Origin of the sequence: Streptomyces sp. NPDC058664, from assembly GCF_042716635.1 — a bacterium.
Taxonomy (GTDB): Bacteria; Actinomycetota; Actinomycetes; order Streptomycetales; family Streptomycetaceae; genus Streptomyces.
The window spans coordinates 30,194-47,349 of sequence record NZ_JBHXRW010000031.1; the positions used below are offsets into that span (position 1 = coordinate 30,194).

Sequence of the window (17,156 nt, forward strand, 5' to 3'; positions counted from 1 at the left end):
CGGGGCGATGGTGCGGCCGGTCAGGGGACGGGGTGGTCGAGAGCGGGGTCGGCCCCCGGGGGCCTGAGCTGCGCGCTCAGTCCCCCGTCGACGTTCAGCACCTGTCCGGTAATAAAGGACGCGTCCGCCGAGGCGAGGAACGCGACGGCCCCGGCGACATCGGATCCGTCGCCGACCCGACCCAGTGGGACCGGCTGCGCGCGGGTCCGCTGCTGGGCCGGATCGAGGAGGGCGAACCGGTCGTTGATGACCGGGCCGGGGGCGACCGCGTTGACGCGGATCCCCCGGGGCGCGAGTTCCAGGGCCATCGCACGGGTCGCCGCGTCGACGGCGCCCTTGCTGGCGTCGTAGGCGACGGCGGCCCGGTGGGCGCGGGTGGCCCCGACCGAGGAGATGTTCACGATCGAGGAGCCGGCAGGCATCACCCGGGCGGCTGCCACCGTGCACAGGAACACCCCGCGCGCGTTGACGGCGAAACTGCGGTCCCAGTCGGCGACGTCGATGTCGAGCAGCGGACCACGGCCCAGCATGGGGGCGGCCGCGTTGTTGACCAGCAGGTCGAGTCCGCCGAGGACATCGACCGTGCGGTCGAGGCAGGCGTCGACCTGGCGGGCGTCGGATACGTCGCCGGGGCAGGCCACCGCGGACATGCCCCTGTCGCGCATGGCCGCGGCCGCGGCTTCGGTCTCGGCCGGGTCGGGGCCGTTGAGGGCCACCGCCGCGCCTTCCTGGGCGAGCCGCCACGCGATGGCGAGGCCGATGTTGCGTGCGCCGCCGGTGACCAGCGCGACCCGGCCGGTGAAGCGGCCTTCGGCACGGGCGTCGCTCGCCGGCTGCGGTGCGTCGCTCACGTGGCGGCCACCTGCCGGTCGACGACGGCGGCGGCACTGGTGGCCGCCCAGGTCAGCGGTCCGGCGGAAGCCGACACCCGCTGCGGGTCGAGAGTCATGCCGAGGCCGGGGCCCTGCGGCACGGACAGCAGGCCGCCGGTGTAGCGGACGGGGTCGGTGACGACGTCCCGTGTGTAGAGGAGCGGTCCGACCGGGTCGCTCGGGACGGTGACGGCCGACATCGCCATCGCGACGTGGGCGGCGGCCGCCGTGCCGATGGACAGTTCCTGCGTGGTGCCGACCAGGCACGCCTTGCCGGCGGCGTCGGCTATCGCGAAGATCCGGCGGGCCGGTGTGATCCCGCCGATGGCGATGACGCTGACGTTGAACACGTCCACCGCGTCCGCGGCGACGAGGTCCAGTGCCCACCGGAAGCTGTAGACGTGCTCGCTGATCGGGACGGTGAGCCGGTCGCGGGCCTGGACCAGGCCGCGGATGTCGTGGTGCGGGGCGGGTGACTCGATGAGGTCGTAGCCGACGTCGGCCACCCGCTCGGCGAAGGCGCAGGCGGCCTTGGCGTCGAGGAGGTTGGAGAAGTCCAGGGACTTGATGGTGATGCGGTCGCCGAACCGTTCGCGGGCGGTGCGCAGGAACCGCTCGTCCAGGTCGAGGCGACGGCCGACGTATACGCGGAAGAAGGTGAAGCCCTCCTCCAGACGCCGTCCCACCATGGCGAGATTGCGCTCGACGTCCTCCTCGTGCTGCTGGCGGAATATCGGATACGCGATGGGCACCGACTCGCGGACCGCGCCGCCGAGCAGGTCGCACACCCGGACACCGAGCTGTTTCGCGGCCAGGTCCCAGAAGGCGATGTCGACTCCGCACTTGATGGCGCGGCTCTTGTCGTAGATGTACCCGGCCTGCGGGAAGTTCGCCTCCAGGCGGCGTTCCATCTCGGTGATCTGGAGTGCGTCGAGGCCCACGAGGATCTCGTTGAGGGTGGCTTCCAGGTCCGGTACGTCGAGGTGGTAGCGCGGGAGGTGCTGGAGGTCGGACATCTCGCCGATGCCCGTCAGTGCGTCGTCGTCGGTGAGGAGTTCGACCAGGATGTGTCCGCAGGTGATGCTGTTGTGCCGCGGCGTGTTGATCGAGGTCAGGCGGACCTGGGTCACTTTGGCCATGTGATGCTCCGTTCCTTGTCGGTGCCGGCGGTGCTCTGCGTGCCGGCGAGCCGGGGTGTGGTGCGCCCCGGAGCCATCGAGAGCAGCTCACGGGTGTACGGGTGGGAGGGGGTCTCGTAGATCCGGTCCGCCGGGCCTTCCTCGACGATCCGGCCCTGCCGCATGACCGCGATGCGGTGGGCGACCGACCTGACGACGGCCAGGTCGTGGGTGATGAAGAGATAGGCCATGCCGTGCGCGGCCTGGAGGTCGGCGAGCAGGTTGAGGATCTGGGCCTGGACGGAGACGTCCAGGGCGCTGACGGCCTCGTCGCAGACGATCAGTCGCGGCTGCAGGGACAGCGCCCGGGCGATCGCGATGCGCTGGCGCTGTCCGCCGGAGAAGGCGGAGGGGAAGCGGTCCAGCGCGTACGCGTCGAGGCCGACGTCCTGGAGGAGGCGGACGAGCTCGGGTTCCGCGGTGTCCAGCCGGTGGACCCGCATCGGCTCGGCGAGGATCTCGCGGACCGTCATACGGGGGTCGAGGCTGGCGTACGGGTTCTGGAAGACGACCTGGATCTCCCGCTGGAGCCGCCGCAGCTCCGGCGCGGACGGCCGTCGGACGTCGATGCCGTCGTAGCGAACGGTCCCCCCGGAGGGGGTCTCGAGCCGCAGCAGCATCTTGGTCAGACTGGTCTTGCCCGAGCCGGACTCCCCCACGAGAGCGAGGGTGCGCCCCGGCTCGACCTTCAGGCTCACCTGCCGGACGGCGTCGACGTGCCCGGTGATACGGCGCAGCGCCCCGGTGCGGACCGGATAGCGCAGGTCGGTGGCGTCGAACTCGACGAGCGGTGTACCGCCCTCCTGTTCGACGTCCTCGGTCGGGTCGTCGTTCGTCACGGGCAGCGGCACGGGCCGTTCGCGTGGTGCGTCGGCGAACAGGCATGCCGCCGCATGGCTTTCGCCGATGGTGAGCAGCGGAGGCACCACGCTCTCGCAGCCGTCCGAGCGGACCGGGCAGCGTGGTGCGAAGGAGCAGCCCGGAGGGCGGTCGCTGAGCCGGGGCGGCCGGCCCTCGATGGAGGCGAGGCGGGTGCGGGCGGGTGCGTCCAGGCGCGGGGTCGCTGCCAGGAGCGCCTGGGTGTAGGGCATGCGCGGATCGGCCAGGACCTGGGCGGTGGGTCCGCTCTCGACGATCCGTCCGGCGTACATGACCGCGACCCGGTCGGCCTGTTCGGCGACCACGCCGAGGTCGTGGGTGATGAGGATCAGGCCCATGCCGAGGTCGTCGCACAGCGAGCGGAGCATGGTCATGATCTCGGCCTGGACGGCGGCGTCGAGGGCGGTGGTGGGTTCGTCGGCGATGAGGAGTCGTGGACGGGCGGCGATCGCCAGGGCGATGGCGGCGCGCTGGCGCATGCCTCCGGACAGTTCGTGGACGTACTGGGTCAGGCGTTTCTCGGGCTCGGGCATGCGGGCCTGCGTCAGCGCCTCGACCGCCCGCTTCCGCGCCTGTTCGCGGCTCATGCGTTCGTGCGCGCGGACGGCGTCCATGATCTGTGTGCCGATGGTCAGCAGCGGGTTGAGGGCGGTGCCGGGGTCCTGGAAGACCATGGCGACCCGGTTGCCGCGTACCTCCCGCCAGGAGCGCCGGTCCAGGCCGCGCAGGTCGGTGCCGTCCAGCAGGATCGACCCGGTGGTCTCGCACAGGGGCGGGGGCGGGTTGAGGCCGAGCAGGCTCAGGGCGGTGACGGTCTTGCCCGAACCGGACTCGCCCACGATGGCGAGGGTCTCACCGGTGTCGAGGTGCAGGCTGACCTCGTCCACAGCGCGCACGGGCGGTTCGTCGGGCGCGGTGTGGAAGGTGACGCCGAGCCGGCTGATGTCGAGGAGGGTCATCGCAGGCCCCTCAGGCGCCGAGCCGGGCACGCTCGAGGCGCCACTGGCCGTCGACGTCGAGGCCGACGCCCTTGAGGTCGCTGCTGTGGATCAGCGGCGACTTGGCCTGGTGCAGGAAGACCCAGTAGTTGTTCTCCAGGATGCGGCGCTGCACGTCGACGTACGCCTGCTTGCGCACGGCGCGGTCGTCCGTGCTCAGCCCCTTGTCGAGCAGGGCGTCGAGAGCGGAGTCCTTCAGGCCCGACCAGTTGCTCGGACCGTCACTGGCGAAGTACGGGTCGAAGGTGAGGGAGGGGTCCAGACGGGGGATGTCGATGACGAGGATCGCCGCGTCGAAGTCCTGCTTCCGCATGCGTTCCAGCTGGGTCTGGAATTCGAGGATCTCCACCTTGGGGGCGAATCCCGCCGCCGTGAGCTGGCTCTGGAGCAGTTCCGCGACGGTGGGGTCGGGGGCGCGACGGCGGGCGACGAGGGTGATGGGCACCTTTCCGCGCAGTCCCGCCTTGTCCAGGGTGGCGCGGGCCTTCTCGGGGTCGTACGGCAGGGGGGCGAGGGCGTCGTCGTAGAACCAGTCGTCGGAGGTGGCGAAGGAGGGGGCGATGTCGAAGTCGCCGCCGGCCGCGGCCTTGCCGACGGACCTGCGCTCGACGGCCATCGCGAAGGCCGCGCGTACCCGCGGGTCGCGGAAGGGTCCCTTGGTGACGTTGAGCGAGGCGTAGTAGTTGCGGCGTACGCCCTCGTCCTTGATGGTGATCCGTGGAGCGTCGGCCAGCTGCTTGTACTCCTCCGGGGGCAGGGCGCGCACCAGGTGCACTCCCCCGGTGGACAGTTCGGCGCGCAGTACCTTGGCCTCGGTGACGAAGCGCAGGACCACCTTGTCGAGGAGCGGAAGCGCGTCGCCCTCCTCGCTCTTGGCCCAGTAGGTCTTGTTGCGCTCGGCGGTCAGCTGGACCTTGGTCCTCCACTGACGGAAGGCGAAGGGGCCGGTCCCGACCGGCCTGCGGCCGAACTCCTCGGCCCCCTTGGCGAGCGCGGTGGGCGAGGCGATCATCCCGGGCTCATGGGCGAGCTGGGTGAGCAGCAGCGGATCGGCCGCCTTCAGGGTGACCGTGACGGTCCGCGGGCCGGCTGCCTTCACTTCGCGGATGGAGGCCAGTGCGGCCGTCTTGGTGGAGCGGGTGGCGGGATCCGAGATCCGCTTCAGGTTGAGAACGACCGCGTCGGCGTCGAACGGGGTGCCGTCGTGGAACTTCACGCCCTGGCGGAGCTCGAAGGTGATCTCGGTGCCCGTGTCGGTCCATTCGGTGGCGAGGGCCGGCTCGAAGGTCCCGTCGCGGCGCTGACGCAGCAGGGTGTCGAAGAACAGGTTCAGGAGGTTGCGGTCGGAGGAGATGGCGGAACTCAGCGCCGGATCGAGGGTGACGGGCTCGTTGTCGAAACCGGCGGTGAGCGTCCCCCCGGAGGTTCCGTCGGAGGAGTCCGAGGAGCCGCATCCGGCCAGGGTGGCGATGGCCGCGGTGGCCGCGGCACCCGCCAGGACGGTGCGACGTGGTATCCGGGGCGGCGTGGAGTTGGGCATGACGAAGTACTTCCTCTGTACGGGGAACGGGGTGAAGGGCTGGGAGACGGCTCAGCGCGCGGGTGCGAGGTCCGGGCGGTGGGCGTCCAGCGCGTCGCGCAGGGCGTCGGCGAGCAGGTTGAACGCGGCGACGGTGAGGAGGATCGCGAGTCCGGGGAAGACGCTGAGCGACCAGCTCGCGCTCAGGTGGTCGGTGCCGCTGGCGACGATCGCGCCCCAACTCGGCTGCGGGGGCTGGACGCTCAGCCCGAGGAAGCTCAGCGCGGCCTCGGCCATGATCGCGGTGGACACCTGGAGGGCGGCGAAGACCAGCAGGGTGCCGGCGAGGTGGGGCAGCAGGTGACGGCGCATGATCGTGGTCCGTGTGACGCCCACGATACGCGCGGCGGACACCCATTCTCGGGTGCGCAGGGAGAGCACCTCTCCCCGGACCACACGGGCGAAACGCGGGGTGGTGACGACGGCGATCGCGATCAGGGCGTTGCGCAGCCCGGGACCGAGGGCCGCGACCACGGTGAGGGCGAGGACGAGGAGGGGGAAGGCGAGCAGTCCGTCGGAGACGCGCATGACGAGGGTGTCCACCCAGCCGCCGCGGTATCCGGCGATCAGGCCGAGCACCGTTCCGGCGATGAGGGCGGCGCCCACGGTGATGGTGGCCACCCCTACGGTGACCACGGCTCCGGCGACGATCCGGGCCAGGACGTCCCGCCCGATCTCGTCGGTGCCGAGCAGGTGCTGGGAACTGGGGCCGGTCAGGAGCCGGCCGGTGTCCGTGGCGCTGACCGAGTCCGACATGAAGGGTGCGGCGGCCGCGGCCACGAGCAGGAGGAACAGCAGGGGTACGGCGATGTGGGCGCGGCGGTCACGGCGCAGCCGGTCCAGAACCGGTCTGCGGGAGACTTTCGGCGCGAGGTCTATGGCCATCGGCGCTCCAGGAGGTGCGTGCGGGACGTGCGGTGCGGGACGTGCTGATCGGCGCAGGGGGCGCGGATCGGGTGACTCTGTGGCCGAGGGGCCGAGGGGCCGGGTCAGTACGTGATGCGCGGGTCGAGCCAGGCGTAGACCAGGTCCGCCAGAAGGTTCACCAGGAGGACGAGGACCACGACCATCAGCACGGCGCCCTGGACGACGGGGAGGTCCCGGCTGAAGATGCCGTTGACGATCAAGGTGCCCATGCCGGGAACGGTGAAGACGGTCTCGGTGACGACGGTGGCGCTCATCAGCGCCCCGATCTGGAGAGCGATCACGGTCACGACCGGCACGATGGCGTTCCGCAGGGCGTAGACGCCCACGATCCGGCCGCGTGAGAGGCCTGATGCCTCGGCTGTGCGGATGTAGTCCTCGTTGAACGCGGCGAGGAGAGCGGCGCGGGTCTGGCGCATGGTGACCGCGGCGATGGTGGAGCCGATCGTGACGGCTGGGAGGATCATGCGCCGCAGGTTCTCGACGGGGTCCTCGGTGAAGGGAACGTATCCCGAGGGCGGGAGGACCTTGAGCCACAGGGCGAAGACGAGGATGAGCAGTGCGGCGAGGTAGAAGTGGGGGGCGGACAGGGCGAGCAGACCGACGGAGTTCAGCGCGGTGTCCGTGCGGGTGCGACGGCGGACGGCGGCGAGGACGCCCGCGGGGATCCCGATGAGGACGGCGAAGAGCAGAGCGATGACTCCGAGCTCGACCGTGGCGGCGAACCGGTCGGAGATGACCGTGCCCACCTCCTCGTCGGTGAGCCATGAGCTGCCCAGGTCGCCGCGGACGAGGTTCCCGAGCCACTGGGTGAACTGCTGCCACAGCGGCGCATCGAGACCGAGGTCCTCTCGGAGCACCGCTCGGTCCTGCTCGGTGGCCTCCTGGCCGAGGATGGCGAGGGTGGGGTCGCCCGGCATCAGCCGCAGGAGCATGAAGAGCACCAGGGAGACGACGAGGGCGACCGGGATCAGCTGGAAGAGTCTGCGTACGAGGTATCCGGTCATTTCACCGGCTCCGGTATGAGGGGCGTGAGTGCGGGCTCGGCCGTGTCGGGACGGTCGGTGAGGCGGGAGAGGCCACGCAGCCACGCGAGGCGCTGTGCCGGGGCCAGGTCGTAGGCGTAAAGGGCCAGGGAGCGGGCTCCGGCCGCGTACGCGTCCTGGGCGACGTCCGTGAGTTGCTGTTCACCGGTGGTCCTGTCCGCGGCCAGGTTCCATCCGGCGGTCACCTGTGCGCCGGTCCGGGCTGCTGCGGCGAGTTCGCGGCGCAGGGCGTCCTGGTTCCCCGACAGGTCGGTGACGGTGAGGGCGCCCGCTGCTGCGGCGAGGGTGCTCGTGTCGGCGGCGGACTTGCCGTCGCAGGCGTACGGGTCGCCGGTGGCGCGTACGGAGACGGGCAGCCCGTCGGCCGCCGCGACGGCGTCCCGCACGAGGGTCACGGTGGTTCGCGAGCGCACGGCAAGGACGGTGTCGTGCAGGTCGGATCCCAGAGCGACGCGGGCGTCGGCGCCGAGCTCGCCGGCTTCGCGCGGCTCGGCGAGTTGGGCGAGCAGCGCCGCGCGGACGGTTTCGGCCAGGGCGGGCACATCGATGCCCGCGTCGGTGAAGCGTTCCGTACAGGCGGAGCAGAAGCACAGCGAGAGCAGCCAGCGGTCCACCGGACGAAGGGCCGCGCCGAGCTTGTCATGGGCGCTCTGGTGCTGCCAGCCGAGGTAGCCGAAGGCTTCGAGTTCGAGGCCGGTGACACCGGGCCGGCGGGCGGCTCGGGCGACGAGGTCGGCGGCATAGGCGCGGACCTCGGGCCTTGCCGGGCACAGTGCGTGCCGGTAGTGGTGTCCGAAGGCGTTGCGCAGCGCCGATTCGGGACGGCGGGTGGCGGGTCCGGACTGGTGGAGCCCGACAAGCCAGGCCGTCACACCGAGGCCGGCCCGCAGCAGGGCGGTCGTGGCGACCGTCGCGTCGTCACCGAGAACCGGCAGGGCGAGGCCGTCCCCGTGGACGGGGGCGGCTTCGTCGCGGAACCACTGCCCGGCCCGGAAGTCGGCCACGGCACACGGGTCGCTGGTCGTCAGCAGCCACCGCCCACCGTGATAACTGAACGCCAGGCGCACACCGTCGACGCCGTGTGCGGCCAGTCGGTCCGCCTGGGCCTGCGGCTGCCGGCGGAAGGAGAGCGGGTGGGCGAACAGCTCGACGTTCATCGGCCGTCTCCGGGGTCGTCGCCGAGGGCGCGGGAGATGGTCTGCTGGGCCTTCTCGATGTGCGCGCGGGTCAGCCGTTCCACGAGCGGACCGTCGCCCTGCTCCATCGCCTCCAGGATCGCCGCGTGTTCGGCGGCCTCTTCCTCCCAGGTGGCGCGCAACCGCCAGCCGAGGCCGGCCACGAAGGCCGTGAGGTCCTGGAGCTGGTCCAGGAAGCCGCAGAGGAAGCTGTTCCCGCAGGCGCTGTAGAGCTCGCGGTGAAAACGCCGGTTGGCGATGCCCAGACCGCGCGTCTCGCCCGAGCCGATCAGCGTGGTCGCGTCCTGGAGCGCCTGGCGGGCAGCGGCGTGGGGGGTCGCACCGAGGCGGACCGCGCCCAGGCGCACGGCCTCGGGTTCCGCTGCGCGGCGGGCGGTGTAGAGCTCCTGCACCAGGCGGTTGTCGGGGCGACGGACGCTGACTCCCTGGTAAGCGTTGATCTCCACCAGACCGGTGGAGTGCAGCTGCTTCAGGGCCTCGCGCACCGGCGTCTTGGACACCCCGTACACCTCCGCGAGTTCCCGCTCGACCAGGGCCTTTCCGGGCGGGAGCACACCTTCGAGGATCGCCTGCCGCAATGCCTCCCGCACCCGGTCGGTTCGGGAGACGGCCTGACGCAGGGGCGGCAGTGAGCCGGGAGGCAGGGCTTCAGCGCTGTTCACTGGATAGTCGATCTGTGGCATGGCGGCATGCTGGTATACCAGCATGCCAACCCGCAACCCCCGTGCAGGAGTTCTCCAAAACGACCCCTCCGGGCAGTCGACACCGCTCAGCCCGCCTGACCAGGTGTCAGAACATTTACAGGCGGTACGGGGTTGCGTTCAATTTTCAGTTCTGTAACTGTCACTCACGCAACGCCCCACCCCCACAGCGGACTTCGGAGCGCACCCGTGTGTCGCGCGCCGCCCCATGCCGGCGCCCTGACACGGCGTAACGCCCTTGCCCTGTCCTTCCCGGCGCCCTCTTTCCCGCGCACGGCCTCCCGGCCGAGGGGACACGGCCCGCTTCAGTCCGGACGACTTCGGAGACCAGGCACCAATGAAACGCACGCGCACCTTCGCCGTCACCGCAGCACTGCTCGCGTCATCCGCCCCACTCGGCGTCGTCACCGTGGGAGCCGGTACAGCCCATGCTGCGAACCGGACCTACTTCGTGAGCCCCGAAGGCAGCGACAGCAATCCGGGAACCTCGACCGGAGCGCCCTTCCGCACCCTTCAGAAGGCCGCCGACAGTGCCGGCCCCGGCGACACCGTCTCGATCATGAACGGCACGTACTCCGAGCGCTCCGCAGGCTCCAACGTGCTGACCATCAAGCGCTCGGGCCGCTCCGACTCGCCCATCACCTTCACCGCGCACCCCGGCCACAAGCCGGTGATCCACCCGGTGAAGGCGTGGAACGGCATCAGCGTCTACGGCGCGTCCTACATCTCGATCAAGAACCTGGAAATCAGGGGCAACAACGCCGCCCTGAACCTGGCCGGCGCCGAACGCGGATCGAAGAAGGGCGACCCCACCTACAACACCAACTGCATCTCGATCGAACGAGACAAATCCACGGGTGCTTCGTCGCACCACATCGAGGTGACCGGCAACAAGGTGCACGCCTGTGCAGGCGGCGGCATATCGGCGATCGACTCCGACCACGTGACCATCTCCGCGAACCACGTGTACTCCAACTCGTGGTACACGGTCTACGCGACCAGCGGAATCTCCGTCCTCACCCCGCGCGACGTGGGGAGCTCCGACGCCAGGACGTACAAGATCCGCATCACCGGCAATCGCGTCCACGACAACGAAACCAAGATCAAATGGGAGAGGTGCCGCTGCTACTCCGACGGCAACGGCATCATCGTCGACACGCTCAAGGGCGACGCCGGCCACCCCGCGTACGGCGGACGCGTCCTGGTCGCCGGCAACCTCTCCTACGACAACGGCGGCTCGGGAATTCACTCCTTCAAGAGCCAACACGTCGACATCGTCCACAACACGGCGTACATGAACGGCCGGAGCACTCGCATGGAGAGCTACGCCAACATCTTCGCCCATGACAGCACCGACGTCCGACTGCTCAACAACATCGCGTACGGCCGGCCCGGCCAGGCGACGAACAGCAAGTCCCGCAACGTGGACGTGACCTACGACTACAACGTCTACTTCGGCGGCAAGGCCCCTGAGGTCAAGGGTCCGCACGACATCGTCGCCGACCCGAAGTTCGCCGACGCCGGCACCACGGCGAACGCCGCCTTCCGGCTGCGCGACGGCTCCCCCGCCATCGGATCGGGCACCCCGTTCGCCGCTGTCACCACCGGCACCCACCGGGCCGGCGGCGCGCCCGACCGTGGCGCCTACGGTTTCGGGGCCGGCACCGATGACGTGACACAGGACGCTTCCGGATCCGGCGCCGACGAGACCGCCTCCAGCGGTCGGCAGGACGACGCCACGCCCAAGGAGGAGCAGCCCGGCGAAACCGGCACGGCCCCCTCGCCCGGCACGGGCGGAACCAGCACCTCGCCCAGCGCGGAAGGACCGGACGATACCGAGGGTGACGGCGACTCCGGCCTGAACGCGGACGGCGGGAGCGGCCCGCTCGCGCAGACCGGCGGCTCCGATCCCCTGGTCCCCCTCGGCATCGCGGCGGCCGTTCTCGCCCTCGGCGGCGGCCTCCTCTTCGCTGCTCGTCGCAAGCGCTCCTGACGGTCCGGTTCACCCGGCCTCCTGACGTGGTGCCGGCTCCACCCCCGTATCAAGGGGCCGGCACCATCGCGTACTCATCCGGCCGCGTGCTCGCGGACCTACTCGCGCTCCGCGGCTCAACCCGCGGACAGACTTGTGGCATGGCAACCGAACAACAACACCGAACGGATTACCCCGCAGGTGAAGAATCACCTGATCCCCCGCGCATCGCCTGGCGCAAACAGATGAGGGCAAGCGTCCTCGATGCCGCTCACGACCTGACCTGCGAAGCCGGGTGGGACCAGGTCAGCCTTTCGGCCGTCGCAGCACGCGCTCGGGTCTCCCGCCCCTCCGTCTACAAGGAGTTCGGCAACCGTGCCGGTCTGGGACGCGCTCTGGTGGTCCGTGAGACCGGGCAGTTCCTCGCCGGGGTAGCCGACACGCTCTATCCCGGCCTGCCCGACTCCCAAGCCTGTCTCGAAGCCGCCATCCTGTACGTGCTCAAGGAAGCTGACCACCAGCCCCTTATACGGGCTGTCATCGCAGCCGCCCGCCACGGCTCCGACAGCCTGCTCCCCTACCTCACCGCCCGAGCGGACCCAATCTTCGACGCGGGCCAGGGCCTGGTGCGGGAATGGTTGGGCACACGGTACCCGGAGCAGCGCACAGAGACTCTTGAGATGACAGCGGACGTCATCGTCCGTATGACTATCAGCCATCTCGTCCTACCTGCCGCCGAACCACAAACCACCGCCCGAAGGCTTGCTACAGCCGCACTGAAACTGCTGCAAAGTTCAGCGCCAGCCAGAAGCTGCTGCAACCAATAGCCCCATCGAATCGGCTGGGCCTTTCCGACCACACACTGAAGCGTGTGGTCGGAAAGGCCCAGCGTGTCGCTGACGCAGGTAAGAAAGAGAGCGACACGCATGACGGGGGTCTTCCATACGGCGGGCTCAGGTGGCGTGGTGCCAGAGTCACGCCCACCCCGAGGTTCTCGATCGGCTCGTCCCTCATCCCCGCACTTTCTTCGGCACGGAAGGCACGAACTGTCAGCGAGACCTCGTCCAGGAAACGCCCGAACACCATCGGTGTGACCGAGTTCAGCTTCCGCGATCCGAGACGGGGGACGATGTGCACGTTGATCGAGCTGTCGACGTGCTCGCCCGTGGAGCAATCCGTCATATCCTGCGCTGTCGGGGACGCCACTGCTTCGCGTACTCCTCCACCGTCGGCCGGCCCAGTTCCCGGCGGGCCGCCGCCACGGACGGCGCCGTGGTCTTCTTCTCCGCGTAGAGCTGCGTGAGGCGCTCGATCGCGTCGTCCTGCGTGCCGTAACCGGACTCCTCACGCTGCTTGCCCAGCGCGTCCCGGAAACGGATCACGTACGGGTGAGGGCAGCGGGTCGGCTTCGCGCAGTCGCAGTCCTTGAAGAAGGACCCCACGTCACGGGCGAGCTGTCGGGCCTGTGCCGGACCGTCCGTTCAGCCCGAGAACCGTGCTCTGGAGCCGCACTGCGGGTCGGAGGTCAGCAAGCGGGACACCACGCGGACGCGTGCTGGCTGGAAGCAGCCGAGCTTGCGCCGGCGGGTGCTGCGGGCTCGGCGGTGCCCGTGCAGCAGCCGGGCGACACGCTCGACGAGCTCATGCGGGACGTCGAGCGTGGCAGGGTACACCAACAGTGCCCCTTCGGTCGCCGTGTGTGTCGAGTGGAATCACCACGCCGGCGACGAGGGGCCCTGTCTCGTCACCACCCCCGCTGACCAGCCCGTTTCACCCTCCAGCACAGGATGGAAGAGGCTCGGTGACGAACCACGCGGTCGCGCCCCTCGCGAGCGGGCAGGCGTGCCCTGTCACACGCGGAGCCCCCTCGTCACGTCGCTGAGCGGATCCCTCGCGGATACTCTGGGATTCATGATCGAGCCCGGACGGCCGCGGCTCCGTCGGAGCTACGGCCACGGCAGGCTCGTGCGGCTGTCGCCGGTGATTCTGACCGTCGTCATCGCCAGCCTGGCCTACGCCACTCCGCCGGAGATGGCCTTCAGCCGCCTCCTGCCCGCGGCGCCGGCTCTGGCCGCCGCCATGTGGCCGGTCCTCCCGACCGTCCTCCTCGGGACCGTCTGCCTCCTTCTGATGATCGGCCTCAGCCTCGTCTTCCCCGATCTCGGTACGTGGTGGACGTGCGGGGGGATCATCGCGGTCACCGTGGCCGCCGCGTACGGAAGCCATGTCCGGCTTCAACGAGAGCGCACGCTCATCCAGGTACGGCTCGTCGCCGACGCGGCCCAGCAGGTGGTGCTGCGGCCCCTGCCGCACCGTTTCCGGAACGTGGAGATCGAATCGCTGTACCTCGCGGCCGCCGCCGAAGCCCGCATCGGCGGGGACTTCTACGAGGTCGTCGACACTGCGTACGGGGTACGGCTGCTCATCGGAGACGTGCGGGGCAAAGGCCTGCCGGCAGTGGGGGCGGCCGCGGCGATCGTCAACGCCTTCCGGGAGGCGGCACATGGCGAGGCCTCCTTGACCGACGTCGCCCGCAGGCTCGACGCCAGCTGTGCCCGGCACAACGCCGCCCATCCACCCGAGGCACCGATGGAACGTTTCGCCACCGCGCTGCTCGTCGAGATCCCGCATCAAGGCAGCCACATCACCATCGTCAACTGCGGACACCCTCCGCCCTTGATCCACAGCCCCAAGAACGTCCGCATCCTCGAACCGTCCGTCCCATCGCCTTTGCTCAGCCTCGCGGAATTGATCGGCGACCAGTACCATGCGGACGCCTTCGACTTCGCTCCCGGCGAACTTCTCCTCCTCTACACGGACGGGGTCGCCGAAACCCGTGCCCGGGACGGTGAGTTCTTCCCGTTGACAGCATGGATGCGCCAACAGCCCCCCACACCTCCCCGTAATCTGCTCACGGCCCTGCACCACGAGCTCCTCCGCCACAGCAGAGGGAGCCTCGACGATGACATCGCCGCCTTGGCCGTACGCCTGCACACGCCGTGAACCATGCCCGTGAGCGAGGTGTCGCTCCACGAGCCAAGGAGACTCTCACCGGCTGGGCCTTCGCCGCCTTCCGGGGCGACGGCCTGGAATGCCTCGACCCCCTCGACCCACGGCGGGCGGCGCATGGCCATCAAGGCACGGGCAAGGCCTGTTCCGCCCAGATCGTCTTACCTGTCGGCATGTAACGCGTACCCCAGCGTTCGGTGAGCTGGGCGACCATGAACAGTCCACGTCCGCCCTCCTCGTCGCTGCCGGCGTAACGGGCATGCGGTGAGGTGTGCTGCGAGTCGGAGACCTCACAGATGAGAGAACGGTCCCGGATCAAGCGCAGACCGACCGGTCCGGAGGCGTGACGGATCGCGTTGGTGACCAGTTCACTGACCACCAGTTCCGTGGTGAAGGCCAGATCGTCCAGTCCCCATCGCCCAAGCTGTTCCGCAGCCATGGAACGTGCGCGTGCGACGAGCGCGGGGTCCGAGGGGAGCTCCCAGGCCGCCATCTGGCGTGCGTCCAGCGCGCGGGTGCGCACGACAAGGAGCGTCGCGTCGTCCCGCACATCGCCGGACACCAGCTCCGCGACGACCTGGGCGCACAACAGGTCGGGCGACGATCCTCGCTGCTCCCCGAGTACCGCCGCCAAGCGGCCCAACCCCACGTCGGTGCCTTGTCCCCGGGCCTCCACGAGGCCGTCGGTGAACAGGACGACCAGGCTTCCTGCGGCGAGCGTCACTTCCGCGCCCTCGTACGGAAGCCGTCCCACGCCCAGAGGAGCCCCCGGTGGCAGACGAAGGAAACTGACGGGGCCGTGCGGTTGCACCACAGCCGGCGGCAGGTGTCCCGCCGTTGCCCAGGTGCTCGTTCGGGAAGCCGGATCGTAGATCCCGTAGACACACGTCGCTCCGACGGCGCCACTGCCGTCCGAGCCTTTCACGTTCTGGTCCAACGCGTCCTTGCCGACTTGATCGTTCAGCCGGGCCAGGAGTTCGTCGGGCGCGAGGTCCAGCTCGGCCAGGGTGCGCACCATCGCGCGCAGGCGCCCCATGGTCGCAGCGGCTCCCAACCCGTGGCCGACAACGCCCCCCACGACGAGTCCGACACGTGCGCCGGACAGCGGAATGACGTCGAACCAGTCGCCGCCGGCGCCGAGGTGACTGTCGGCGGGCAGGTAGCGACTCGCCGCCTCGACCGCCCTCAGCTCGGGCAGCGATCGAGGCAGCAGACTGCGCTGGAGCATGAACGCGGCGGTGCGCTCTCGTCGGTACCGCCGGGCGTTGTCGAGGCACACAGCAGTCCGCGACGCCAGCTCCTCCGCCACCGCCCGATCGCCGTCGCCGAAGGGTTCCGAGTCGTCGCCCCGCACGAAGGTGACAAGGCCCAATGGCGTCCCCCGCACGATCAGCGGGACGTACAGTCGTGTCGGCGAGGCCACGGCGTCCGCGGTCGTACGGCCCCCTGTCAGGCTCTCGGCCTGTGGCGATCCGGCGGCGTACGCGACCCGCTCGCCCACCCGGGAGGGTTCTCCGTCGGAATCGGCCACGCGTACCAGGTCCCATGCCGTCACGGGCTTCGGTTCCTCTCCCCCGAGCACCTCTGCCGCCACGTCGACCAGCACGGCGTCGGCGTACTGCGGCACGGTGATCTTGGCGAGCTCCGCTGCCGTTCCGGACGGGTCGAGCGTCGCTCCGATCCGTGCACCGGCCTCCGCGAGGAGCGCGAGGCGCTGCTGCGCACGGTAATGGTCGGTGACGTCAATGGACTGTTCGCACACGCCCACCGGCTCTCCCCTGCCGTCCAGCAGTCGGAAATAGGACGAGGACCAGACGCGCTCACGCCGCGGGTCGGTCGGGGCGCGCCCTCGGAAATGCACGTCGATGACCGGCTCACCGGTCTCGAGGATCTGTTGGACAAGGTCCTCGGGCGGCGCCAGATGCTCGGTGGTGAGGACATCGCCGGGAAAGAGTTCGGTCATGGAGCGGCCCAGCGATGCTGTGAGGTCGCCGCCGAGCTCCCGGACACTGGATGCGTTGGCCCACAAGAGGCGCGCGCCGGGACCGTAGATGGTCAGTGTCACGGGCGACTGGGTCACGAGCCCTTGCAGCATCGCCTGTCGGGTCTCCCACCAGCGGAGCCCCTCCAGCTCGGCCGCCATGAGGACGGCGGTGGGGGCCCTGCCGGTGGAGTCCCCGTCGGAGGCGGAGGCCAGGGGACGCAGAGTCACTGCCACACGTACGGTGTGTCCGCTTCGGTGGCGCACGTCCACGACGGCACTGCGTGCCCCACCGAACCACAGCCGCTGATCCGGTCGCCGCTCTTCCGATCCGTCGCGATCGGCGTGCGGGGTGACGAGCAGGTCCGCCGCCCGGCGTCCCAGTACCTGCGAAGCGGGATACCCCAGTAGGGCCTCGGCCTCACGACTCCACCCGACGAGCACTCCGTCCGCGGCGATCAGGGCGAAAGCGGCCGGGGGCGGACCGAGGTGCCCGCCTTCGTCCGCCCCGGCGGGAGAAGTGAAAGGTAGCCCTTCCATGGTCCTATCATCCTTCCGTGCGGTCGCGACCGCAGTGCGCTCGGTCCGGTGCGGACGGCCACCACGCAGCGCGGGCGGGGCGCGGCCCGCAGTGCTTTCGCTCCTGGGTTCCGGTGGCACGGGGCGTGAGCGGCGTTGCGAACGCTCTCGCGCCGAGCGCAGGACTTCGCCCTGAAGATCCGCGATCAAGGCGAGTACGGCGACGATGACGACAAGGAACACCGGCGTCCGCCTCCGAAGGACGTGGGGGACCCCGCCGCAGGCGGGAGTCGCGATCATGG

Annotated in this window: 13 protein-coding genes and 1 pseudogene; 3 read left to right on the plus strand and 11 right to left on the minus strand. The window is 70.1% G+C overall.

From position 1 onward, the window contains the following. Positions 1-20 precede the first annotated feature (20 nt). The 8 genes from ACFWUY_RS24390 to ACFWUY_RS24425 form a co-directional block, all read right to left on the minus strand. On the minus strand, positions 21-851 hold the full coding sequence (locus tag ACFWUY_RS24390) for an SDR family NAD(P)-dependent oxidoreductase (protein WP_384112723.1): 831 nt from the start codon (positions 849-851) through the stop codon (positions 21-23). Next, positions 848-2,011 carry a mandelate racemase/muconate lactonizing enzyme family protein gene (locus ACFWUY_RS24395; protein ID WP_384112729.1) on the minus strand — a complete coding sequence of 388 codons (1,164 nt, stop codon included), beginning with the start codon at positions 2,009-2,011 and terminating at the stop codon, positions 848-850. Before ACFWUY_RS24395 ends, ACFWUY_RS24390 begins: the two co-directional genes overlap by 4 nt. Then, complete coding sequence (locus tag ACFWUY_RS24400) at positions 1,999-3,888, minus strand: dipeptide ABC transporter ATP-binding protein (RefSeq protein ID WP_384112735.1); 1,890 nt, start codon at positions 3,886-3,888, stop codon at positions 1,999-2,001. The genes ACFWUY_RS24395 and ACFWUY_RS24400 overlap by 13 nt, the downstream gene beginning before the upstream one ends. Positions 3,889-3,898: 10 nt before the next feature. Further along, a complete protein-coding gene (locus ACFWUY_RS24405; RefSeq protein ID WP_384112744.1) occupies positions 3,899-5,467 on the minus strand; it encodes an ABC transporter substrate-binding protein in 1,569 nt (522 codons plus the stop codon). Positions 5,468-5,518: 51 nt separating this feature from the next. After that, positions 5,519-6,391 carry an ABC transporter permease gene (locus ACFWUY_RS24410; protein WP_384112751.1) on the minus strand — a complete coding sequence of 291 codons (873 nt, stop codon included), beginning with the start codon at positions 6,389-6,391 and terminating at the stop codon, positions 5,519-5,521. 104 nt (positions 6,392-6,495) lie between these two features. Continuing rightward, positions 6,496-7,437 (minus strand): ABC transporter permease, encoded by a 942-nt coding sequence (locus tag ACFWUY_RS24415; RefSeq protein WP_384112755.1) that lies wholly within the window; start codon positions 7,435-7,437, stop codon positions 6,496-6,498. Further along, positions 7,434-8,633: a hypothetical protein gene (locus ACFWUY_RS24420; RefSeq protein WP_384112764.1), complete on the minus strand. Its 1,200-nt coding sequence runs from the start codon at positions 8,631-8,633 to the stop codon at positions 7,434-7,436. The genes ACFWUY_RS24415 and ACFWUY_RS24420 overlap by 4 nt, the downstream gene beginning before the upstream one ends. Then, entirely contained in the window at positions 8,630-9,355 is a 726-nt protein-coding gene (locus tag ACFWUY_RS24425) for a GntR family transcriptional regulator (protein WP_384112770.1), read from the minus strand. Before ACFWUY_RS24425 ends, ACFWUY_RS24420 begins: the two co-directional genes overlap by 4 nt. A 355-nt stretch (positions 9,356-9,710) precedes the next feature. Here ACFWUY_RS24425 and ACFWUY_RS24430 point away from each other — a divergent pair, with 355 nt between their 5' ends. Together ACFWUY_RS24430 and ACFWUY_RS24435 are read left to right on the plus strand one after the other, a co-directional pair. After that, entirely contained in the window at positions 9,711-11,366 is a 1,656-nt protein-coding gene (locus ACFWUY_RS24430) for a right-handed parallel beta-helix repeat-containing protein (protein ID WP_384112777.1), read from the plus strand. A 140-nt stretch (positions 11,367-11,506) separates the two neighbouring features. Next, entirely contained in the window at positions 11,507-12,172 is a 666-nt protein-coding gene (locus tag ACFWUY_RS24435; protein WP_384112783.1) for a TetR family transcriptional regulator, read from the plus strand. Between the two features lie 351 nt (positions 12,173-12,523). Here ACFWUY_RS24435 and ACFWUY_RS24440 read toward each other — a convergent pair whose 3' ends face one another. Both ACFWUY_RS24440 and ACFWUY_RS24445 read right to left on the minus strand, forming a co-directional pair. Next, complete coding sequence (locus ACFWUY_RS24440) at positions 12,524-12,787, minus strand: hypothetical protein (protein ID WP_384112787.1); 264 nt, start codon at positions 12,785-12,787, stop codon at positions 12,524-12,526. 96 nt (positions 12,788-12,883) lie between these two features. Continuing rightward, positions 12,884-13,064 (minus strand): annotated as a pseudogene (locus ACFWUY_RS24445) (IS5/IS1182 family transposase); the annotation flags it as partial. 192 nt (positions 13,065-13,256) lie between these two features. On the opposite strand from ACFWUY_RS24445, the gene ACFWUY_RS24450 reads away from it, so the two are divergent. Further along, the gene (locus ACFWUY_RS24450) at positions 13,257-14,348 is read left to right on the plus strand and encodes a PP2C family protein-serine/threonine phosphatase (RefSeq protein ID WP_384112790.1); all 1,092 of its coding nucleotides are present in this window, start codon (positions 13,257-13,259) and stop codon (positions 14,346-14,348) included. A 130-nt stretch (positions 14,349-14,478) separates the two neighbouring features. Here the strand turns inward: ACFWUY_RS24450 and ACFWUY_RS24455 are convergent, their stop codons facing one another. Next, entirely contained in the window at positions 14,479-16,875 is a 2,397-nt protein-coding gene (locus ACFWUY_RS24455) for a SpoIIE family protein phosphatase (RefSeq protein WP_384112794.1), read from the minus strand. Positions 16,876-17,156 lie beyond the last annotated feature (281 nt).